Annotated in this window: 18 protein-coding genes; 13 read left to right on the top strand and 5 right to left on the bottom strand. The window is 63.4% G+C overall.

Translation table 11 applies throughout. The features are described 5' to 3' along the window. Positions 1-35: 35 nt before the first annotated feature. The 5 genes from HWE04_RS10780 to pgi form a co-directional block, all read right to left on the bottom strand. Positions 36-1130: a hybrid sensor histidine kinase/response regulator gene (locus HWE04_RS10780; RefSeq protein WP_241812396.1), complete on the bottom strand. Its 1095-nt coding sequence runs from the start codon at positions 1128-1130 to the stop codon at positions 36-38. Continuing rightward, positions 1127-1597, bottom strand: a complete 471-nt coding sequence (locus HWE04_RS10785) for a response regulator (RefSeq protein WP_102662409.1) — start codon at positions 1595-1597, stop codon at positions 1127-1129. The genes HWE04_RS10780 and HWE04_RS10785 overlap by 4 nt, the downstream gene beginning before the upstream one ends. Before the next feature lie 43 nt (positions 1598-1640). Further along, positions 1641-3248 (bottom strand): sensor histidine kinase, encoded by a 1608-nt coding sequence (locus HWE04_RS10790; protein ID WP_241812397.1) that lies wholly within the window; start codon positions 3246-3248, stop codon positions 1641-1643. 270 nt (positions 3249-3518) lie between these two features. Continuing rightward, a complete protein-coding gene (locus HWE04_RS10795) occupies positions 3519-4079 on the bottom strand; it encodes a hypothetical protein (RefSeq protein WP_241812398.1) in 561 nt (186 codons plus the stop codon). 45 nt (positions 4080-4124) lie between these two features. Further along, entirely contained in the window at positions 4125-5828 is a 1704-nt protein-coding gene (pgi, locus tag HWE04_RS10800; protein WP_241812399.1) for a glucose-6-phosphate isomerase, read from the bottom strand. Between the two features lie 395 nt (positions 5829-6223). Here pgi and HWE04_RS10805 point away from each other — a divergent pair, with 395 nt between their 5' ends. The 13 genes from HWE04_RS10805 to HWE04_RS10865 all read left to right on the top strand — a co-directional run bounded on the left by HWE04_RS10805 (position 6224) and on the right by HWE04_RS10865 (position 20756). Beyond that, the gene (locus HWE04_RS10805) at positions 6224-8110 is read left to right on the top strand and encodes an ATP-binding protein (protein WP_241812400.1); all 1887 of its coding nucleotides are present in this window, start codon (positions 6224-6226) and stop codon (positions 8108-8110) included. Positions 8111-8345: 235 nt separating this feature from the next. Further along, positions 8346-9050: a PulJ/GspJ family protein gene (locus tag HWE04_RS10810; protein WP_241812401.1), complete on the top strand. Its 705-nt coding sequence runs from the start codon at positions 8346-8348 to the stop codon at positions 9048-9050. Positions 9051-9113: 63 nt separating this feature from the next. Next, complete coding sequence (locus HWE04_RS10815; protein ID WP_241812402.1) at positions 9114-9752, top strand: type II secretion system protein; 639 nt, start codon at positions 9114-9116, stop codon at positions 9750-9752. After that, positions 9749-10444, top strand: a complete 696-nt coding sequence (locus HWE04_RS10820) for a type II secretion system protein (protein WP_241812403.1) — start codon at positions 9749-9751, stop codon at positions 10442-10444. Before HWE04_RS10815 ends, HWE04_RS10820 begins: the two co-directional genes overlap by 4 nt. Positions 10445-10459: 15 nt before the next feature. Further along, positions 10460-11020, top strand: a complete 561-nt coding sequence (locus HWE04_RS10825; protein WP_241812404.1) for a toxin co-regulated pilus biosynthesis Q family protein — start codon at positions 10460-10462, stop codon at positions 11018-11020. A 17-nt stretch (positions 11021-11037) separates the two neighbouring features. Further along, positions 11038-12744: a hypothetical protein gene (locus tag HWE04_RS10830; RefSeq protein ID WP_241812405.1), complete on the top strand. Its 1707-nt coding sequence runs from the start codon at positions 11038-11040 to the stop codon at positions 12742-12744. Then, positions 12737-14113: a type 4b pilus protein PilO2 gene (gene pilO2, locus HWE04_RS10835; protein WP_241812406.1), complete on the top strand. Its 1377-nt coding sequence runs from the start codon at positions 12737-12739 to the stop codon at positions 14111-14113. The genes HWE04_RS10830 and pilO2 overlap by 8 nt, the downstream gene beginning before the upstream one ends. Before the next feature lie 10 nt (positions 14114-14123). Beyond that, on the top strand, positions 14124-14774 hold the full coding sequence (locus HWE04_RS10840) for a hypothetical protein (protein ID WP_241812407.1): 651 nt from the start codon (positions 14124-14126) through the stop codon (positions 14772-14774). Positions 14775-14800: 26 nt separating this feature from the next. After that, positions 14801-16546 (top strand): GspE/PulE family protein, encoded by a 1746-nt coding sequence (locus HWE04_RS10845; protein ID WP_241812408.1) that lies wholly within the window; start codon positions 14801-14803, stop codon positions 16544-16546. Further along, a complete protein-coding gene (locus tag HWE04_RS10850) occupies positions 16543-17631 on the top strand; it encodes a hypothetical protein (protein WP_077238057.1) in 1089 nt (362 codons plus the stop codon). Before HWE04_RS10845 ends, HWE04_RS10850 begins: the two co-directional genes overlap by 4 nt. Further along, on the top strand, positions 17631-19964 hold the full coding sequence (locus tag HWE04_RS10855; protein WP_241812409.1) for a polymer-forming cytoskeletal protein: 2334 nt from the start codon (positions 17631-17633) through the stop codon (positions 19962-19964). The genes HWE04_RS10850 and HWE04_RS10855 overlap by 1 nt, the downstream gene beginning before the upstream one ends. A 3-nt stretch (positions 19965-19967) precedes the next feature. Then, positions 19968-20291, top strand: coding sequence for a hypothetical protein (locus HWE04_RS10860; protein WP_077238059.1), 324 nt, complete (start codon positions 19968-19970; stop codon positions 20289-20291). Then, the gene (locus HWE04_RS10865; protein ID WP_241812410.1) at positions 20292-20756 is read left to right on the top strand and encodes a lytic transglycosylase domain-containing protein; all 465 of its coding nucleotides are present in this window, start codon (positions 20292-20294) and stop codon (positions 20754-20756) included. The last annotated feature ends 24 nt before the right edge of the window (positions 20757-20780 follow it).

Here is a 20780-nt window from a genome sequence, read left to right on the forward strand (position 1 = left end):
GACGCAGACCGCCACCGGCACCCCGGCAACATCGCTCAGGTCGGAGTGGTCAGCGGCAGCGTCAGCAGAAAACGGACACCGGGGCCAAGACCTTCCGCGTGCATGCGCCCTGCGTGTAATTCCGTCAGCTGACGGGCAATGGCCAGCGACAATCCTGACGCAACGCCGCTCTCACCTGCAAGGTCGACCTCGACATCGTCATCGCCAACACGCTCCGGCGCATTGGCCTGACCGGCGTCGATCAAGGCCTGCCCCAGCTCCAGCTCTACCTGGCCACCTGTCTGACGCAGGATCACCTGCACGCGCCCTTGCGGCGGCGTAGAGCGGATGACGTGCGTCAGCAGGTTCCCCACTACCTGCTGCAGCCGCGCAGGATCCCCCAGGATCGGCGCTGGCGTATCGACTACAGCATGAATGTGGATCTGCCTGGCATCGGCCACCGCGTGTACCGCCGCAATCGCCTGTTCGACCACGCGGACCATGTCCACCGGCTGCATGTCCACGTGCAGCTTGCCGGCCATGATGCGGCTCAGTTCCAGCAACTGCTCCACCCGCTGCGCCTGCAGGCGGGCATTGCGCTCGATGACTTCCAGCCCCTTGCGCACCTGCTGGCCATCGGTGGCGTCGCGCAGCAGATACTGCGTCCAGCCGATGATGGTATTCAAGGGGGCACGGAATTCCTGCGCCAGCGCGGCCACGAATTCTTCCCGCACGTGGGCCATGCGCTCGGCCTCGGCAAGACGCTGCAGCGCCTGCTGCTGGAGCAGGCGCTCCACTGCGGCCGGCAGGTAGTCCAGATAATCGCTGGTCTTGGGCAGCACGTCGGCCACCCCCGTACGCAGCGCCTCGATGATGAGCGCATCGTCGGAAACGCCCGATACCATGATGGCCGGAATGTCCAGCCCCGATGCACGCAGCTGCCGAAAAAAGTCCAGACCGGTATCCAGTGCCTGCAGGTGATAGTCGACAATGAGCAGGTCCGGTCGCTCCTGCTGCACCGCCGCCAGGGCGCTGACGGCATCGGCCGTGGCGGTCACGCGATGTCCTTGCTTGCGCAGTACCCGGGTCGCCAATGCCAGCAGCCCGTCGTCATCCTCCAGTACCAGTACGTGGGCGGCGATGGCGCTCATCGTGACCCGTTCTCGCCTCGATCCGCAACACGACCCGCCAGGGGCAGCTTGACCACCTGCAGGAAGAAACCCAGTCGGCGCACCGCCTCGATGAAGTCGTCATATTCCACCGGCTTGGTGATGTAGACATTGCAGCCGGTCTCGTAGCAGTGGGCGATCTCGCGGGGGTCATCGGTGGTGGTGAGCATGATGACCGGGATGGCCGCGGTGGAGGCCTCCTGCTTCATCCGTCGCAGCACCTCTACGCCATTCACGCGCGGCATGTTCACGTCCAGTAGCACTACCAGCTGTTGCGATTCACCCTGCGACTGATCGTCACCATAGAAATAGTCCAGCGCCTCCTGGCCATCACGCAAGCGCGTAAAGCCGTTGACCAGGCCGGCGCGCCGCAGGTTCTTCTCCACCAGGAGCGCATGGCCGTCATCGTCTTCGACCAGCAGGATATTGACGCTTTGTTCCGTATTCATGCCCCTCTCCCTGTGATGTATGACAGCCCGCCGGTGCCGGCGCTCATGCCGCCACCGGCGGGCGCGCCGGCAGGGCCACATAGAAGCAGCTGCCCTGCCCCTCCACCGATTCCACCCAGATGCGACCGCCGTGGCGTTCCACCACCCGCTTGACCAGTGCCAGGCCGATGCCTTCGCCCGGCGCGGCGTTGCCATGCAGACGCTGGAAGGCAATGAACATCTTGTCCAGATAGGCCGGTGCGATGCCCATGCCGTTGTCGCGCACGCAGTAGGTCACCAGGCTGGGCGCGGCGGCGATGCTGTCGGCGTGGCGCACGTGGTCGATGGTGATATGCCCCTGGCGCGACGGATCGAGGTAGTTGACGGCATTGCCCACCAGGTTGCCCAGCACCTGCTCCACCGAGGTCGGGTCGCCGAAGGCCGGCGGCAGGTCGGCCGCGATCTCTACCTGCGCCCCCTTGGCGCGGATGCTGCCGCTCATGGCCGCGACGATGCGCTGTGCAATGGCGTGCATGTCCAGCATCACCGGCTGGTATTCGACGCGGCCGGCACGCGAGAGGCGCAACATGGCATCGATGATCCCGGCCGAACGCGTAACCGCGTTCTGGATGAAGCGCAGCGAGGTGTGGATGTCCTCCTCGACCAGCGCCTTGAGGCGCTGCTTGTCCGCCGCCGGCAGCGCCAGTTGTTCGACTTCGGCCAGCAGTTCGCGGGTGGTGTGGGTGATCTCCTTGCTGAAGCCCTGCAGGTTCACCAGCGGTGAGCGCAGATCATGCGACACGCTGTAGATGAACATTTCATTGTCCTGGGTCTGTTGGCGCAGGTCGGCATTGACCTCGGCCAGCTCGCGTGCGCGCTGTTCCAGTTCGGTACGATAGCCCTGGGCCTGGCGCGAAGCCTCGTTGAGGCGCTCGCTGCTGCGGTGCAAGGCATCATCGAGCTGGCAGATCTCATCATTGCCACCCACCCGCGCCGCCAGCGGTTGCCCGTCGGCAAGGCGCTGGGCATTGGTGATGAGCACCGAGATACGGCTGCCGATATTGCGCGTAAAGGCCAGCGAGGCCAGTCCCGCAGTGATGATGGAGCCCAGCACTGCCGCGATCAGCAACGCAGTCTGGGAACTGCGCGCCGACTGCAACAGCGCCGTGCGCTGCTCGCCCAGGCGACGCTCCTGCTCGACAAAGCCATCCAGCCGGCTCAGGAAGTCCGAAAGCCGGTGTGGCCCCTCCTCGTCGCGCAGTTCGCGGATCAACGCATCGCGCTGTCCCCGTTGCATGCGCTCGCGGGCGGTATCGGCCCAGCTGCGATAACGCGCGATGCTATCGTGCAGCGCCCGCACTGCAGTCGTTTGTTGGGGATTGTCGGCCACCAGCCGGACCAGCTCGCCAGTCTTGACCTCCAGATCGGCCCACATCTCGGGCCGACTGATCGGCTCGGACTGGTTGAGGAGGATGGCATTACGGATACGGGCCGATTCCAGCAGCATCGGTTGCCGCACCTCGGCCGCCTGGTTGATCACCTGCGCCGAGTGCGCGGCCCAGCGCTCAGCCTCCTCGGCATCGTCCTGTGAGTTGAACAGCGCCCCCAGCAGCAGTAATTCAACCAGGCTGGGGATGGCAACGATCAACAAGCCCTTGGTCAATAATCTCATGTGCGTTCGTCCGCTTCATGATCATTCTCACGGCGCAGCTGCCTTCCATCGCAGCGCCCCCTCTTGGCGTTTCTTATTGTTCTGTCGTACGCCCGCCCGCTGAATTTCTGGTAATCAATTATTACGCCCAATTATAGACTTATAAAGTCATAAACTCATCAACTCTCAGCGACGGTATGCATGCCCAGGATTGCACTCTGTGCCTTCAGGAAAGCAAAAGGCCCGACAGCATGCTGCCGGGCCTGGTCCTGATCCTGTCGCTGCACTGCGTCAGCCCACGCCAGCCGGTATCCATTGCGGTTCGACCAGAGGATCAAAATCGATCCAGTCACCATCGCGAATCTGGCCTTCCGCACGCTCCAGATCAGCACCCTGCAGGTCTTGCAGCACCCTCATGGCGCGTTGTTCAACAGCGGAATCGGCGGAGGCCGCTGAGTCGTCCAGCTGCACCGCCACCAGCATGCCTGCCACGCGACGCGGCACCGGATCGTCGTCGGTAGCACTGAGACTGCCCACCAGACCGCCCAGGTGGCCACCCACCAGCCCACCCAGTACCGGTCCCAAGGGACCCGCCACGGGCGCGGCGGCCACCCCGGCAACCGCCCCGGCGCCGGCACCCGCGGCCACGCCAGCCGCCGCGCCTTTATCCGTCTCTTCGGCGCCGGGCGACTTGTCCCGATCGCCGCCCACGGCGAAACGGTCATGCTGCCCGGCCGGGTTGACGAAGAAACTGCTGATGCGCTCGCGGGCGAAGCCGGCATCGACCAGCGCATTGACGGCACGCGCCGCCTCGTCCTGCAATTCAAATCGTGCGGCGATGATGCTGCCCATGGTGTCTCCTCATTGATCCCTGCGGCGCAAGGCGGCCGCTTCGCTTCATTTGGATGGATCGCTAGCGACAGTGCCGCCCTGGCAGGCGCGATAGCGCCGGATCAAGGCATTGGTGGAACTGTCGTGGTGTAGCGGCTGCACGTGATCGATCAGCTCGCGCGCGGTGCGCTTGGCCAGCTGCTTGCCCAGCTCCACGCCCCATTGGTCGAAGGAATCGATATTCCAGATCACACCCTGGGTAAAGACACTGTGTTCGTACAGCGCGATCAGGCTGCCCAGGCTATAGGGGGTCAGCTGCTCGATGAGCATGCTGTTGCTGGGGCGGTTGCCGGGGAAGACCCGGTGTGGCACCAGTTCTTCAGGCGTGCCTTCTTCGCGCACGCGCTGCACGGTCTTGCCGAAGGCCAGCGCCTCGGCCTGGGCGAACATGTTGGCCATCAGCAGTTCCTGCTGCTGCCCCAAGGCCTGCGCGGGATGGCAGAAGCCAATGAAGTCGCACGGCACCATCTGCGTTCCCTGATGCAGCATTTGGTAGAAGGAGTGCTGCCCATTGATGCCGTTATCGCCCCAATACACCGGCGAGGTCTGGTAATCCACCGACTCGCCGTGCAGGGTTACCTGTTTGCCGTTGCTCTCCATGGTCAGCTGTTGCAAGTAGGCCGGCAGGCGCTTGAGATACTGGCTATACGGCAGCACTGCCTGGCTGCGGGCATCAAAGAAATTGCCATACCAGACCGTGAGCATGCCCAGGATGGCCGGCAGGTTCTGCTCCAGCGGCGCGGTGCGGAAATGTTCATCCATCGCGTGCATACCGGCCAGCATGTCGCGGAAGTGCTGCGGTCCGATGGCAATCATGGTCGACAGGCCGATGGCACTGCTCATCGAATAACGGCCACCGACCCAATCCCAGAAGCCGAACATGTTGCGCTCATCGATGCCGAAGCGGCTGGCTTCCTCGATATTGGTGGTCACGCCCACAAAGTGCCTGGTCACAGCCGCCTCGTCGCCCAATTGCTGCACCAGCCACTGGCGTGCGGCCTGGGCATTGGTCATGGTTTCCAGGGTGGTAAAGGTCTTTGAGCAGACGATGAAAAGCGTCTCCTCCGCCGGCAAGCCGCGCACCGTTTCCAGCAGTGCCGCCGCGTCGACATCGGAGAGGAAGTGCAGCGACAGGTCACGCTGGCTGTAATGGCGCAGGGCCTCGTGCGCCATCATCGGGCCCAGGTCCGAACCGCCGATACCGATATTGACCACATGGCGGATCGGCCGGCCGGTATGCCCGGTCCATGCGCCGCTGCGCACCTGTTCGGCAAACACCTCCATGCGCGCCAGGACATCCTGCACCTGCGCAATCACGTCTTCACCCTCCACCACCAGCCGCTCTGTCGCCGGCTTGCGCAGGGCCGTATGCAGCACCGCGCGCTGCTCGGTGGCATTGATGCGGTCGCCGCGGAACATTGCCTCCACCCGATCCTGCAGGCCGCACTGGCGCGCCAGCTGCATCAGCAGGGTCATGGTTTCGGTGGTGACGAGATTCTTGGAGTAGTCGAGATAGATACCTGCCGCTTCGGCGGTCAGGGTTTCGCCGCGCCGGGGATCGGCGGCGAACAGCCGTTCCAGGCGGAAGTGGCGGGCACTGTACTGGTGGTGCTCCTGCAGGGCGATCCAGGCGCTCTTCTCGGTCAGCGACTCGCGCTGGCTGTAGACGAACAGCGGAAGTTGAAGATCGGCGGCGGGCAACTTGGTCATGCGGACTCCTTGAGCGGGATGGCAGCTCCAGCGGACTTGCCGGACGGCATGCCGGATCGCTCGATGATAAGGGTCGACCTGTTCCGCAGGGCATAGGACGGCGGGACATTCGCTTGTAGGAAACGAGGAATCCGCGCTCCTTGTTTTGCCTGGATGCAGATTTCCTTTGATCGACGAAAATCCAATGCCCGCGCGGCTTTGCGACGATCAATCCGGTCAGGAAATGTCAGCCGGCGTGTAGTTTTGCTAGCTAAAGTACAGCCGTCAAATCAATGGATCGTAGCGCTGTAGCGATGAAGTATTGCTTGCAGCCACTCTCATTTATGAACACCACTGTCGCCACCAGCCCGCACCCGACATCGACCGGAATCATCCCGCGTGTGTCGACTACCCCCATGCCTGAGACCAAGGCGATCGTGACGCTGCTCAGTGCAAACGGTGCCGCGGCTGGCAATGCGGCCTCCAAGGATGCGCAGTCGTTTTTCAATCGGGAAGGGAGCCTGGGCTGGGTCGAATCCCAGGACGGCCCGTTGGTCAAGGCAGGCTCCTCCTATGAAAGACTGCGCGACGCCGGCATCGTGCCCGGCCAATTCCTCGCCGTTGCTGCCCCCGACTGGATCTTCAACGGCCAGCAGGAGTTCATCCTGGTCCGTTTCCTGCAGGTCACAGCCAGGCGCGATGGCTACAGCACCAATTGCGAACTGCATTGCCGGGTCATGGGCAGCTGTCGCATCGACCCGGTCAACGGACAACTGAGCTACTTCGCCGGCCTGCCTGGCTACAGTGGGCTGATGCTCTCACCCACCTGCGGCTGCCACGTGCTGCCCGAGCCCATCCTGCGCGCCCTGCTGGCGCTCTCCGGCGAGGTCGGTGAAGCCTTCGAACTGGGCCATGTGCGCTGGGGCGAACATATCGGCCAGCATGCCTACGCGGCGCCGGTGGCCATGAGCGTCAATGAAGTGGTGGGCAAGCGCACCGCCATGTTCGGCAAGACCCGGCTGGGCAAATCCAACGTCGTCAAGCTGCTCATGCAGGGCGTGCTCAATGCCACCCGCGAGAGTGCTCACGTCGGCCAGCTGGTGTTCGACGTCAACGGCGAATACGCCAACGACAATCCCCAGGACGGCAATTTCTCCATCGCCTCGGCCTACCCCGAGCGCGTCCAGGTGTACTACCTCTCGACCCAGCCCCGTGGCGACGGCGAATTCCTGCGCTACAACTTCTATGACATCCCGGACCGCGCCCTGGCGATCTTTTCCGAACTGCTCACACCCTCGGTGCTGGAGATTCCCGAGGTACGCAACTTCCTGATGATCCGCTTTCCGGCCCTGTCGGCCCTGAAGACCGCGCGTGCCGACGACAGTGCCGCCGCCTTCCGCAAGCTCTGCCTGTTCTGGACACTGCTGCAGGAAGCCGGCTTCGAACCGGGCGAGGCCGTCTGCGCCGCCATCGCCGCCCGTGGACTGGTCAATGTCGGTTTCACCCAGGGCTTGCGCATGGCGGCCTGGCAGGCGATCCGATCGAAGGTCCCGCCGCCGATACCCACCAGCTTCACGGAGATGACCGAAGAAATCCGCGTGCTCTCGGCCTTCGCGCTCAAGTACGAGAACGACCCCAACCTGCGCGTGGGCCGCACCGAACTGTTCGACGAAGAAGACCGCGTGATCCAGGAACTGCTCTGCCAGACCAACGGCGTGGGTCCCTATTTCCTGCGCGAATGCCTGCAGTTCCACTCCGCCAACGCCAGCGATTTCCTGCATGACAGCCTGCGCGCCCTCGATACCGGCAAGACCGTCATCATCGATCTGGGTGCGGCCAATGAACGCATCGTGCGCTACTTCTCGCGCATCATTTCCACGGCCGTGTTCCAGCAGCAGGAACGCAAATTCATCACCAACACCCTGGCCGGGCGCTTCGTGCAGATCTACTTCGAAGAAGCGCACATGATCTTCCCAGTCGAGGCGGCCGGCAAGAACGCTACCGACATCTACGCCCGCTTTGCCAAGGAAGGCGCCAAGTTCGGCATCGGCATCGTCTATTCGACCCAGTCGCCGACCTCGGTCAGCTATTCCCTGCTGACGCAGACCGAAAACTTCTTCATCGGTCATCTCTCCAGCGACATCGATGTCGATGCCCTGGCCTCGGTGCAAAGCCTGTTTGGCGCCGTCAAGGACGACATCCTGCAATTCCGCCTGCCCGGCTACATGCGGGTACTGAGCTATTCGCGCCGCTTCGTCCTGCCGATCCAGGCCAAGCGTTTCGATCCACGAGAAAGGAGATAGCCCCGTGATGAAGTAAATCGCCAAACCAAGGACAAGCACCACGACGAAGTGACAGAAAGCAAGGCGCATGCGCGCAAGACTGCCCCGAAACCCTGGTTGCCTGCCAGGACGTGGCATGAAGAACGGGACAACCCTTGGCCCGGCGCGGTGTTCTTTGCCAAGAATCCATCCACTCATCAGTTAGGCCTGCCCCCCTCTTTCAGCCGGCGCTAACCCTATTTCAAGGAATACAGACATGCTTCACTCCCCTCACCCGGCGCGCCAGCCGCGCACCCTGCCGCATGCGCAACGCGGCTTTACCATCGTCGAACTGTCGGTCGCCGTGGCCATTGCCGGCGTGCTGCTGGTCTCGGCGATTGCACTGGTACAGGTGGTGCTGCGGCAAACGCGTACCAATGACCTGGTGAGCAGTATCCCGCGCACGATGACGCAAATTGACAAGATGTACGCCCGCGTGGCCGAATTCACCGGCCTGAACACCCAGGTCGCCATTGGCATAGGCGCTTTCGACGGTGCTTTCGACATTACTGGCCCAGCCAACGCCAGGGTGGCGACCCATCGATTTGGCTATCAGACCCTGGCGCGATCGACAACCGCTTTTCGCACCGGAGCGGGGGCTGGCGGCACAGCTTATTCCGTGATGTATAGCGGCATTCCCCGGGCCGCATGCGCTGATATCGTGAGCTCTGCTGCCACCTCCGGTGTCCTTGGCCTGATCGTCGCACCGGAAGGCGTTGTCGGCACACCGGCATTTACAGAAGCCAATGCCGCAGCGCTCACCATGCCCGTGTTCGACGGAACTGGCACTGCTCCGCCAGCCGGTGTCATGGTGAAAGGCACTGACAATAACAGCCGGCTGGATGTGGCTGCAATGTCCGGCGGAAATGCATGTGGCACCAATAACGACACCGTGACCATCGCCATGGTCAACTGGAAGTAAGCCGTACTTGGCGTCGATCTTTCCCTGCAGCGATGAGCCGCCGGGAAAGATCGGAGTTCTCCCATGAAAAACCAACAATCCGGCTACACGCTGGTCGAACTCTCCGTGGTCATGGCCCTGGCCGGCCTGATCGTCGTGGGCAGTCTCGTGGGCGCCACCACGCTGCTCCATCAACAGACAGTCAACGAACTCGCGACGCAGAATGCCGACGCCATCAAGCGCGTCAACGAGGCCTATGCCCAGTTGCCGAGCTATGCCGGCCTGTCCTTGCGACAGGCAGTGTCGTTCGGCGCGTTCAGCCAGTTCGCCATCACCCAGCGCGCCACCAACAACGTGACCGTGACGCATCCATTGCGCGGCGCCGTGGGCGTGGCACCGGTCAATGGCGGGGCCCAGGCATGGGGTTTGTATCTCAATGCCATACCGGCGGAGCTGTGCGCCGAGCTGTTGTTGCAGTCAGCACCGGTTGCTGACGCGCTCGTGATCTTTCCCGGCGGGATGGGCAATCCAAATGACTGGTCCAGGGGCCTCTTCATCGATACGAACGTACCGGCGATCACTTTCGGCGCAGGTTTTGGCGCCGCCGCCCCGCGCATCGTCAAGAACCTGACCGAGGAAATTGCCCCCGCTGCGCTGTCCGCTGCATGCCAGGACGCTGGCGACAGCCTCGGCGTGCTGTTACTGAAATCCAAACTAAGATGAATCGTTTACTCCTATCCCGGCTGCCCTGCACGCCAACGCCACACCTGCGTCAATGTGGTTTCACGCTGGTGGAGTTATCCGTCTCGATGGCCATTGCCGCCATCCTGGCGGTGGCCTCGCTGGCGCTGCTGCGCCAGCAGCTGGATCAGGCGCAGGTGACCTCGTCCTCCTACTTTCTGCGGCAGACGGCGGTGGCGTTACAGGATTTCTTTTCCAACGATAACGGCGCCGCACCCATCAACAACAGCACGCTAGCCAGTGGCGCCGCCGTGGCCCGCCAATACGTAGGGGGCGGTGCCGGTGTCAGTACCCAGATCAACAATCCCTGGGGGGGGCAGATGTTCCTGGGTTCGTTGATCGCCGGCAGCAATACCGACTGGGTCTTGCAGGTATCGGGGCTGCCCATGCGACTGTGTCCGGACATTGTGCAGAGCGTGGAATCCACCTTGAACACCGCCAACCTGCGACATGGTCTGGCCGGCTCACCGACTAACGGCACGGCAGTCACCACCTCTGCGCTGGGCGCGGTCGCGCTGGACGCCAACCGCGTACTGACCACTTCGCTGGCCGATGTGTATGTGATCAAGAGCGACCCCTATGCCCCGCTCAATCCGGCCGCCATGAGCACCCTGTGCGAAACCGACCAGCCTTACTTCAACCTCTTTCTTACAGGTAACAACCATGCTCTCTAGGCATGACATCATCATATGAAAAAAGTCACGGCTTACCTTACTGATCCCACCCGCCTCACCCACCTGGGGCGTCAATGGCTGCCCCCGCTCGTGCTGATGGCCGCCAGCCTTCCCGTCCATGCCCAGCAGGCGACGGAGCAGGTTTCCGACAGCGCGCAAGTGCAGGCTGACGCACCAGCAGAAGCTTCTGCGCTAACGACACCCGCCAATGCGCGTGCCTCCGCCTGGCTGCCCAAGGGCGACACGATTGCCCCCGAGCTGTCCGACGGCATCGCCATGTCCGCATTGGGCCAACAGCCCGATCCCGGCGTACAGCAATGGCAGGTACGCCGTACCGACGTCTCGGTGCGGCGCATGTTGCAACGCTGGGGCAGCGACGCCGGCTGGCAGCTGGTGTGGGATGCCCCCCGCGATTTCCCCATCGAGACCGAGCTGCAATTGTCGGGCCGTATCGAGCAGGTCGTCAGCGCCGTCATCGAGTCGCTGGCCACCACCGACTATCCGGTGCAGGCGCGCATCAACAGCGAGCTGCGCATCATCCGCATCGGCCGCTATCTGGAAGGCAAGGCCCGCTAGGTCCATCACGCAAAATCATGAAAATCGAACACATCATCGCCCCCGGGCAAGCTCTTGCCCGCTCCACTGCGCCGCACGCTCGCCGCGCCGGCCGCGCCCTTCCGCTGGTGGTCGCCACCAGCATGCTGTGTAGCGCATGCAGCACCTGGCGCCAGGCCGACCAGACCCTGGACAAGGTCGTCAGCCGCACCGACAGCTCGCGTGCCGAACTGATGACGGCCCAGCCGCGCCCAGCCTATGCGGTCAAGGACACACGCCTGACGATTGCCACGCGCTCCATGCCCCTCTCCCGCGAGGCGGCCTTGCCGGATGCAATGCGTCAAGTCGCCTTCCGCTTCCCGGGCCGTTATTCGGTGGCCACCATCGTCGAGCGTATCGCCAGCGAGACCGGCGTACCCATGCTGCTCACGCCCGACGCCCTGCTGCCGGCCTCGCGCTTTACCGTCGGCAGCACAGCCGGTGCCGCAGGTGCAGCAGGTGCCGTACTGGCCGCGGTGGCCCAGCCGCTTCCGGGCGTGGGGCCGCAGGGTGCAGCCAGCGAAAAAAGCGCCTTTGGCGAAAAAGGCCTGAGCGACCTCAGCTTCAGCAACCAGTCCTACGGCAACACCTACGAACTCAACTACGCCGGCTCCTTTGCGGGCCTGCTGGATTACGTGGCCGTGCGTGCGGGATTGCAATGGAAATACGAGGACGACCGCATCCTCTTCTATCGCGTCAGCACCCGCACCTTCTTCGTCAAGACGCTGAGCTCTTCCTTCAAGTACACCGCGTCGCTGTCGGCCTCGACCTCGGCTGAGGGTGGCGGTGGCGGCGGTGGTGGTGGTGGCAGCAGCTCGGCCAGCATGGATTTCGAGTCCGACTTCTGGGGCGGTATCGAAAAGACCCTGGGATCCCTGGTCTCCGGTGGTGGCAAATTCTCGGTCGATGCCAAATCCGGGGTCATCACGGTGACCGACGCCATCGAGCCGATGAAGGCCGTGGAAAGCTACGTCGAACTGGTCAACAAGTCGCTGATGCGCCAGGTCAGCCTGGAAATCCAGGTCCTGTCGGTGCAGCTGAACGACGAGTTCTCGGCCGGCATCGACTGGAACGTGGTCCGCAACAATTTCACCTCCTCGGCGCCCGCAGCGCTGTTACCCAGCCAGTCCGGCAGCCCTTTCACCATCGGCTACCAGAACGGCAATGGCAATACCGCGCTGATCAAGCTGCTCAAGACCTTCGGCCGCGTCTCGACCACCTATTCCGGCGTGGCCGTGACCTCCAACCGGGTCTCGGTACCCCTGATGGTGGTCAACCAGCAGGCCTATCTGAAGCAGACCCAGGCGGCGGTCGTCGCCGGCGGACAGGTGGGCAGCGTCTCCACCACCGGGCCCAGCCTGACCCCAGGCCAGATCAGTACCGGCATGTCCCTGGCCTTCCTGCCGGTGGTGCTGGATTCCAATCAGGTGCTGTTGCAGACCTACGTCAACATCTCCAGCCTGAAGGGCTTGCCCTCGTTCAGTTCGGCCGGGCAGACCATCCAGCTGCCCAACGTGAATGCCTTCACCGTCGGCCAGCGCATGGTGGTGCCCTCGGGCGAAACGCTGGTCATGCTCGGGTATGACCAGGCCCAGGCCAATTCCAGCAACAGCGGCAGCGTCGATGGCCTGGCCGCCAGCAAGACCGCCGCCAACGTACGGCAATCCTTCGTGATCCTGATCACTCCGCGGCTGACCGATGTTTAAGACTCTACTCAACAAGAAACCGGCACGCCCGGCCAGGCCGGAGGTGGACCACAGCCGCATCTTCCAGAAGAACAAGGTGGCGCTGGTGGCTGGCCTGCGCTGGGTGCCGCTGAACAAGGGCGAGCGTAGCAAGCTCTTCACCGCCGCCCGTAGCGAAGGCGAGCACAGCTATTGCGTCACCCCTGATGGCACGCAGATCGGATTTTTCTCCTCCAACCCGGGCGGCCATGGCAAGGGGCGTGGCGCACTGGTCTCGCTGGCGCTGCTGCTGGGCGAGAACTATTCGCACGGTGGCGAGGAAGTCTTCGCCTTCCATGTCGATGCCAGGCGCTGCTGCGTGATCGTGCTGCGCGACGGACAACCGGTGCCGGGATTTGACGTCATCGGCAACGCCGAGGTGGTGACGGAACGCATCAACACCTTCCTGCAACTGACCGACGTGGGCGCGGTACGACGCGTCGGCGCGGTCGATCTGCTGGGCAATGTGGAAGACATCGACTGGGACCTGGTGCTGGACGAAATCACGGCCAAGGCGCGCCTGAAGAAGATTCCGGACATCCGCCAGATCCTCGCCTTGCTGGCGGTGTCGGCCGTGGTGTTCGCCGCCGGCTTCAGCGGGGTCAGCTACAAGCTGGCCCGTGACAAGCGCATCGCCGACGAACAGGCACGCCTGGCCAGCGATCCCAATATCGTCTACGAAACCAGGATCGAGGGCGATCTGGCCGCCATCACCGGCACCGGCCAGACCAGCCTGCGCCGCATGGTCGGTGGGCTCAAGCAGATCCCGCTGCAGATCAATGGCTGGCGGCTGAGCAAGGTGGAATGCACTCCCGCCCTGTGCAACGCCTCATGGAGCCGCAGCTACGGCAACTTTGCCGAATTCGGCGAGGCGCTGCCACCCTCGGCGATGGGCCAGCCGCAATACGACGTCTTCAAGCCCGACGACCTGACCAGCGCCCGGCTGGTGACGCAGCACCGGCTGGAGGAAACCACCGCCGACGGCGTCGTACCGACCGCGTCGGCAGCCCCACCGAAACTCATGCGCGCGGCGCTGCCGCTGCGCAGTGCCGTGTCGTCGAAGTTCTTCAGCACCCTGCAGGACCTGTCCATGGTGGACATCAAGGTCAAGGTGGAGCCGGCAACACTGTTCGCCGGGAAAGGCGATGTCAACCAGCTGGTGCGCCCGGTGGTCAACGCCGCCTGGAGCATCGAGGGGCCGCTGTGGACGCTGGAAAACATCGTGCTGGACGACTATGTGGCCCTTGACACCTTCAGCGTCGAACTCGACACGGACAAGGCGGCCCCATCCATGGAAAAGATCCATTTCAAGCTCTCTGGAAAATATTATGCAAAAGGTAAAGACTTCTAATCTGCCATTGATGGTTGCGCTGACTGCCTTGCTGCTGGGTACCGCGCAGGTCTCACGCGGCCAGGGGACTGCAGCGCCGGCAGCAGCTGACGCGTCCATCAGTCACCTGGACCAGGGCGCGACCCTGGGCGACATGATCAAGCTGGCCAAGCAGGCCGGCGAGCGGGAGTTTGCCGCCCGCCTCAGACCGGCCGGCAAGAACGTCGGCAAGGAGCCTGCCGAACCCGTGGTCGAAAAGAATCCCGTACTGCTGGCCCTGTACGGGATCGACCGCCACTACAAGGCCGAACTCGACATCAACGGCCAGTCCCGCGTGGTCGCCGTGCCTGGGCCGGTACGCAAGATGGGACCGTGGAAGTACATCGCGCTCATGGAAGAAGGCGTGCTGCTGACCAGGAGTCCGCACGACGGCAGCAAGGCAGGTAGCGCCAAACGCGACGCTGCGGTGCAGGCCTGCCAGCAACAGGAGACTTGCCTGTTCCTGTCGGTGCCCAAGGGCAGCGACGATTCACGCTCGCTGATCACGCCGGACGCCCAGGCACGTCATCTGGCTAGCCAGCTCCCGGTCGGCGCCCGCACGACGGCGCTCGAATTCGGCGGCAAGCCGCAGAGCCCGGGCGAGCGCATCAACATGGTCAACACGAAGCCGGCCTTGCGCTGATGGCCAGTGTGACGGACATGAGCAGCATGGCCAAGATAAGCAACGTGGGCAACGTGGGCAGCACGGGTAGCGCGGGCAGTACCAGCGCGTTCCCCGACCGCACCCCATCCGCGGGCCTGGAGATGGCCCATCTCCGGCGCGCCGAGGAATTGCCGCAGTTCCGCAGCGTGATGGAGATGTGGCCGGCTCTGAAATACCGCGCCTTCAACCCGGAGCGCATCGCCGTGCTGAACATGGAAGCGGGCCTGATTGCGGTGGTCGCCACCCGGGGCGTGAACCTGTCCTCGGAGTGGTTCCACATCCTTGACCGGTTCAAGCGCGACGGTAAAACGCCTCGCATGTTCTTCACGGCCGAACCTATCGTCTTCGAGATCCTTGAGTATCAGGTCGCGGCTAATCACGAGGAAGCGGCGACCAGAGCGGTATCGGGCATCGACGTCATCATCGCCGAGTCCAAGCCCTTGAACTACTTCGCCGACATGGTCGGGCGCGCCATCGAGATCGGCGCCAGCGATGCCCATCTCGAGGTGCGCGGCGACTATGCCGTGCTCAATGCCCGCGTGGATGGCGTGATACGCCGCATCGGCAGCTATCCGGCGCAGATCGTCATTGATGCGGTCAGCGCCGCCTTTACCGTGCAGGCCGAGGAATTGTCACGCTCGGATGCCGCCTTCAATGCCCGCCTGCCGCAGCAGGCCATGATCCCGATCCGCAACAAGGACCGCGATTTCACCCTGCGCTACCAGAGCCACCCCTCGGTGGGGGGCTTCGATGTGGTGCTGCGAATCCTGCATTCCAGCGCCAGTTCCTCCAGCAAGGTCAAGACCCTGCCGGAACTGGGCTACCTGCCCAGCCAGGTGGAGCAGCTGGACCTGGCCATGCAGTCGGCCTGGGGCGGTGTGTTCGTGGCTGGCGTGACCGGCTCGGGCAAGACCACCACGCTCAATTCCATGCTGTCGATGCTGGCGGCCGGTGGCGAACGCAAGATCATTTCCATCGAAGACCCGGTCGAGTACATCGTGCCGGGCGTGACCCATCTCTCGGTGCAGCGGACCAATGCCATCGGCGCGGAAAACCCCTTCCTCAACGCCATGCGGGCCTTTCTGCGGCTGGACCCCGATATCGGCATGTTCGGCGAGGTGCGCGATCCGCTCTCCGGCGAAATCGCCCAGGCTGCTATCGAGACCGGCCACAAGATCTTCACCACCGTGCATGCCACCTCGGCGCTGGGCATCGTCTCGCGCCTGACCTCCAAGATGGTGGGACTGGACCGGCATGCGGTCTGCAATCCGGAATTCCTGTCCATCCTGGTCTATCAGGCGCTGCTGCCCAGGAACTGCCCGCATTGCAAAGAGCCCGCCAAGGAGCGGCTGTCAGCCGAGGAGCTCAACGCCTATGAAGTCTACTTCGACCTCGACGTTGACCAGATGATGTGCGCCAGCGACAGCGGCTGCGTCCATTGCCGCATCCCCGGCGTGGATTACAGCCAGCTGTCGCACGCCGGTACCCGCGGCGTATGCGTGGCTGCCGAGGTGATCACGCCCGACAACGACCTGCTGCGGCTCTTGCTGGCCGGGCGCGATCTGGATGCGCGTGACCACTACCACGCCACCCGTGTAGCCCCCTTCGATGCCCCGGACATGCGCGGCAAGGCCGCCTGGGGCCATGCCCTCTACAGCCTGGCCCAGGGGCAGGTCGACCCCTATTACTTCAAGACCACCTTTGGTCATCCCAAAGGATTCCGCCAGATCGTGCAAAAGGGAATGCCATGAATCTATTTGAACGCCTGCAACTGAACATGGCCAAGCGCCGCCTGCGCGCACGCCGGGCCGAGTTCTACTTCGACCTGGCCATGTCGCTGGAAGACCGGGTACCGCTGTTTTCCACCTTCAAGAAGTACGAGAAGCGCGCCCGCAAACGCGACCGCGGCATGGCCCTGCTCTACCGCCACATTCTCAGAAATGCCATCAACGGTTCGCTGGCCACGGCGCTGGAGGGAGTGGCACCGTCGTCGGAGCTGATGATGCTCGATGCCGCCCAGACCGCCGGCGACGCCAGCGTGGCCGAGGGCCTGCGCTTCCTCTCCGGCACGGTAGAAAAGACCGAACGCATGACGGCCGCCATCAAGGGTGCGGTGATGTATCCGTTGTTCCTGATCGCGCTGTTCTACGCCATCTTGCTGGGCTTTTCGTTCTACGCCATTCCGGTGCTGGAATCGATCATGCCCGTCACCGAATGGCCGGCCTCCGGCAAAGCCCTGGCCGCCGTTGCCAACGGCGTGCGGCATTACGGGCTGCTGATGATCGGGCTCAACGTGGTCCTGTTCATCGCCTTCCTCTATTCACTGGCCCACTGGGCCGGGAGAAGTCGGCGACCGTTCGACAAGCGCCTGCCTTACAGCGTCTACCGCGACTATTCCGGCGCCATGCTGATCGTCTCGCTGGCCTCGCTGATGCGCTCGGGCATTTCCCTGCGCTCCTCGCTGGAGCAGGCGGTGCGCTATTCCACCCCGTGGATGCGCTGGCACGTACGCAGCATCCTGCGCGGCATCAGCTCGGCCAATGCCGAAAACTTCGGCGCCGCCTTCGGCACCGGCGTGCTCAACCAGGATCTGGAAGACCGCATCATGGACGCCTCCGAACGCCGCGACCCGGTGGAGGCCTTCGTCAAGATCGGCACCGGCTCCATCGACCGCATCGCCACTTCCATCGAAAAATCGTCTGCCCGTCTCAACAGCGTGATGCTCCTGCTCTGCGGTGTCGCGCTGGCCTCCATGCTTCTCGGCTTCATGGCGACCACACAACAACTGCAGAGTGCCGTGCAAAAGAAAACGCAACAAACTTCCCAGAGGAACTGATGACTACCCTACTTCGTCGCATCTCGCAGCAGTTGCTGTGCCTGCCCCGGCGCAGCACTCCCCTTGATCCAGGGCAGCGCCACACCCGGCGCCGTCACCGTGGCTTCGCACTCGGCCAGGCGCTGGTGTCCACGGCCATGCTGGGCGCAGTCGGCGCCGTCGGCACCGACTGGGCCTCGCAGCAGCGCCAGGCTGCCTTGCTGGAGGCACAGAACGCAGTCTATGCCCGCATCAACAATGGCGTCGGTGCCTACATGACGCTGTACTATCCGCACATCATTGACCGAAGCACCCACCCCGACAGCTGCGCCAAGGTGAACCACCCGGCCTCGGGCAGCCCTGTCAAGTCATGCCAGTTCGCGGCCAGCTATACCGATGCCGCCGGTGCCAGCAAGACCCATCAGGTTGACAATATCCTGCAGCCGACGCTGGCCGACCTGCAGACCCTCGGTCTGGTGGACCGGCAGATTCCTGCCGCGCCCCTGCTGCCGGTACGCGCCACGGTGGTCACGGGCGACGCCAGCGGCAGCGCGGCCGCCAGGCATGACAACGTCTACGGCATCGTCATCACGCGCACGCCGGCCGGAACCGATGTCAATCTGGATTCGCTGGTCTTCAACGTGCAGCCCTATGCGCTGGTGCACGCCGACATGTCAGCGCTGCTGCGCATGTCCAATGGTGCCGGCGCGACCTCGGGCCAGCCCGATCGCGATACCGACACCAGCAGCATCAATCCCCAGTTCGACCTCAAAGCCTATGCCGGTGCCTGGAGCGTCACCAATCCGGTACAGAAGACCACCAAAGCCGGCGCCAAGGGCGTACACGGCATCCTGGCCTGGCGCAATGGCTATGCGGCAGCCGCCACACTGGAGCTGGTCCGTCGCGATGGCTCGCTCAAGCCGACGGCAGACTGGGATTTTGCCAAGCACTCCATCAACAATGTGAATCAGCTGACGGCCCAGGGCATGACCACCCAGACCCTGACCAGCAATACGCTGACGACCACCAGCTTGACCACCGGCACCCTGACCGCCAATGACGCCGCCAATCTCAACAGCACACTAGCTGTGAAAGGCACGTTGACCGCGCTGGGCAACCTGGTGGCCCAGGGCGCCACCGACATCCAGTCGCTGGTGGTCAATGGCGAGGCCACCTTCAAGGCGCCGGTGAAGATGACCAAGGCGCTGACTGTCGCTGGCGAGTTGAACGCCAATGGCGGCATACGCACCTCCAGGCTGAACATCGAGAATGCCGCGCAGTTCTCCGACAGCGGTGCCCGTTTGCTGGCCTATGGCAATTACGTCACGGTGGGCATGGGGTGTCTGGAGAATCTCGCCCTGGCGCAAGACGCCAATGGCCGATTGATGATGTGCACCGCCAACTACTGGGAGGTGGCCAATAACAATTATGGTCTGAGCCAGGTCAGTGCCGGCGACAGCTGCAGCCCGGAGGGCTCGACCGCCTATCTGCCCAACGGCCTGATGGCAATCTGCAAGAGCAGAAAGTGGCAGGCCGCCGCCATGGGCAACCAGGTCGCGGGTCAATCCTGCACCACCAAAGGCATGATGGCCGCTGAAATCACGGCGCAAGGCACGACCAATCTGCTGGTCTGCCAGGCCGGCAGCGATGGTGGCCTGAGTTGGGCGACCAGCATCTATGCACGCGCCAAGGCGGAAGTGGCCAGAGAAGGAGACAGCTGCAATACCGACCAGATCAATGCCATGGCCAGCAACGGCAACGGCGATCAGGCTGGCATCCTGCGATGCACATCCAATGGCAGCGGTGCCGCCCAGTGGAGGATGCCGTTCAAGAAACTGACGGAAGAGATCATCGACCCCAACGAATATCTGGCCGCCGATTTTCGCTGGAAGGATTGGCACCGCAACGTGCTCGGCTCGTGGTGGTGGGGCCAGGCGATTACCGGGAAGGTCACCCTGAAACACATTAAAAATGGCGTCGTCATCAATAGCTGGGAAAACACCAAGCCGATGATCGGCGACGACGACGGACTCTATGCCCTGGCTCAACCCGCCGGTGGTGACTTCCCCTACGAAAACTTCAGCCGTGTGCGCTTCCACTTCAGTTACATGACGCCCATGGACCCGTCGGAATGGACCAAGCCCATGTTCAGAAGACCGGCCTTCAGCTGCATGAATTGCTATCTCGATGACGATGGAACCAGCGGTGGCCCGGACCGACGCGAAGTGTTTTTCGAACCGATGTACCTCGAATTCAACTTCTACAACAAAGGGGGCACCGACTATGGCGAAACCCACTACTACCAGCTTGTCATGTTCAAGAAAAAACGCTGGACCTACCTGGCGACGGAGTAAGCGATGCAGGCTGCCGACTTGATGCTGATTCTGCTGTTCCTGCTGCTGGCCTACGGCGGCCCCTTCTTGCTGGGTTACCTGTATTTCCGGCTGCGGCGTGCACGCTGGCGTGAGTTGCCGGTCGCCGTCGCCGGTCGGACGCGTACCACGGTTCTGCCGCTACTCTGCGTAGCGAGCCTGTTGCTGGCCTTTGTACTGGGCCACCTGCGGGTGTTGAGCTACCCCGGCGCCATCATGCTGTCGATGGTGCTGGGTGCGCCGGCGTTCTTTTTCAGTGCCGCCCTCGCGCTCAAGGCCAGCCCTCCTTCACCAGAGGACGGGCACTGAATGCATCGGAGCTACAAGCCCCTGGCATTGGTCATCACACTGGCCGCTGCACTGGCCGGCGCCTTGTGCGCCGCGCCGGCAGCAGCGGCCGACCTGTGCTTCGAACAGGCGGGGACCCGCTATGGCGTGTCCCCGCTGATCCTGCAGGCCATTGCGCAACAGGAGTCGGGCCTGAACCCCAGGGCCCTGCACCGCAATGCCAATGGCACGCGCGACATCGGCATCATGCAGATCAATTCCAGCTGGCTGGGCTTTCTGGCGCGCCATCACATCAGCGAAGCAGATCTCCTTGATGCCTGCACCAATATCCACGTCGGCGCCTGGATACTCGGCTCCAATTTCCAGCGCATGGGCGTGAGCTGGGAGGCCGTCGGTGCCTACAACGCCGTCAGCCCCGACAAGCGCGCCCGCTACGCCACCCAGGTTATCGGCCGCCTGCGCCACCTGCTCAAGGACGCCATGTAGCAGCGGTGCCGCTGCGGCCCTCTT

This window comes from Herbaspirillum sp. C7C2 (assembly GCF_022627865.1).
GTDB lineage: Bacteria > Pseudomonadota > Gammaproteobacteria > Burkholderiales > Burkholderiaceae_D > Herbaspirillum > Herbaspirillum frisingense.

Excerpts from the sequence above, each read along its gene's own strand:
- HWE04_RS10780 (WP_241812396.1), bottom strand. The coding sequence starts at position 1,130 with ATGAGCGCCATCGCCGCCCACGTACTGGTACTGGAGGATGACGACGGG.
- HWE04_RS10865 (WP_241812410.1), top strand. The coding sequence starts at position 20,292 with ATGCATCGGAGCTACAAGCCCCTGGCATTGGTCATCACACTGGCCGCT.
- HWE04_RS10820 (WP_241812403.1), top strand. The coding sequence starts at position 9,749 with ATGAATCGTTTACTCCTATCCCGGCTGCCCTGCACGCCAACGCCACAC.
- HWE04_RS10840 (WP_241812407.1), top strand. The coding sequence starts at position 14,124 with ATGGTTGCGCTGACTGCCTTGCTGCTGGGTACCGCGCAGGTCTCACGC.
- HWE04_RS10825 (WP_241812404.1), top strand. The coding sequence starts at position 10,460 with ATGAAAAAAGTCACGGCTTACCTTACTGATCCCACCCGCCTCACCCAC.
- HWE04_RS10790 (WP_241812397.1), bottom strand. The coding sequence starts at position 3,248 with ATGAGATTATTGACCAAGGGCTTGTTGATCGTTGCCATCCCCAGCCTG.
- HWE04_RS10810 (WP_241812401.1), top strand. The coding sequence starts at position 8,346 with ATGCTTCACTCCCCTCACCCGGCGCGCCAGCCGCGCACCCTGCCGCAT.
- HWE04_RS10850 (WP_077238057.1), top strand. The coding sequence starts at position 16,543 with ATGAATCTATTTGAACGCCTGCAACTGAACATGGCCAAGCGCCGCCTG.
- HWE04_RS10855 (WP_241812409.1), top strand. The coding sequence starts at position 17,631 with ATGACTACCCTACTTCGTCGCATCTCGCAGCAGTTGCTGTGCCTGCCC.
- HWE04_RS10815 (WP_241812402.1), top strand. The coding sequence starts at position 9,114 with ATGAAAAACCAACAATCCGGCTACACGCTGGTCGAACTCTCCGTGGTC.
- pilO2 (WP_241812406.1), top strand. The coding sequence starts at position 12,737 with ATGTTTAAGACTCTACTCAACAAGAAACCGGCACGCCCGGCCAGGCCG.
- HWE04_RS10845 (WP_241812408.1), top strand. The coding sequence starts at position 14,801 with ATGGCCAAGATAAGCAACGTGGGCAACGTGGGCAGCACGGGTAGCGCG.
- HWE04_RS10860 (WP_077238059.1), top strand. The coding sequence starts at position 19,968 with ATGCAGGCTGCCGACTTGATGCTGATTCTGCTGTTCCTGCTGCTGGCC.
- HWE04_RS10785 (WP_102662409.1), bottom strand. The coding sequence starts at position 1,597 with ATGAATACGGAACAAAGCGTCAATATCCTGCTGGTCGAAGACGATGAC.
- HWE04_RS10795 (WP_241812398.1), bottom strand. The coding sequence starts at position 4,079 with ATGGGCAGCATCATCGCCGCACGATTTGAATTGCAGGACGAGGCGGCG.
- HWE04_RS10805 (WP_241812400.1), top strand. The coding sequence starts at position 6,224 with ATGCCTGAGACCAAGGCGATCGTGACGCTGCTCAGTGCAAACGGTGCC.
- HWE04_RS10830 (WP_241812405.1), top strand. The coding sequence starts at position 11,038 with ATGAAAATCGAACACATCATCGCCCCCGGGCAAGCTCTTGCCCGCTCC.
- pgi (WP_241812399.1), bottom strand. The coding sequence starts at position 5,828 with ATGACCAAGTTGCCCGCCGCCGATCTTCAACTTCCGCTGTTCGTCTAC.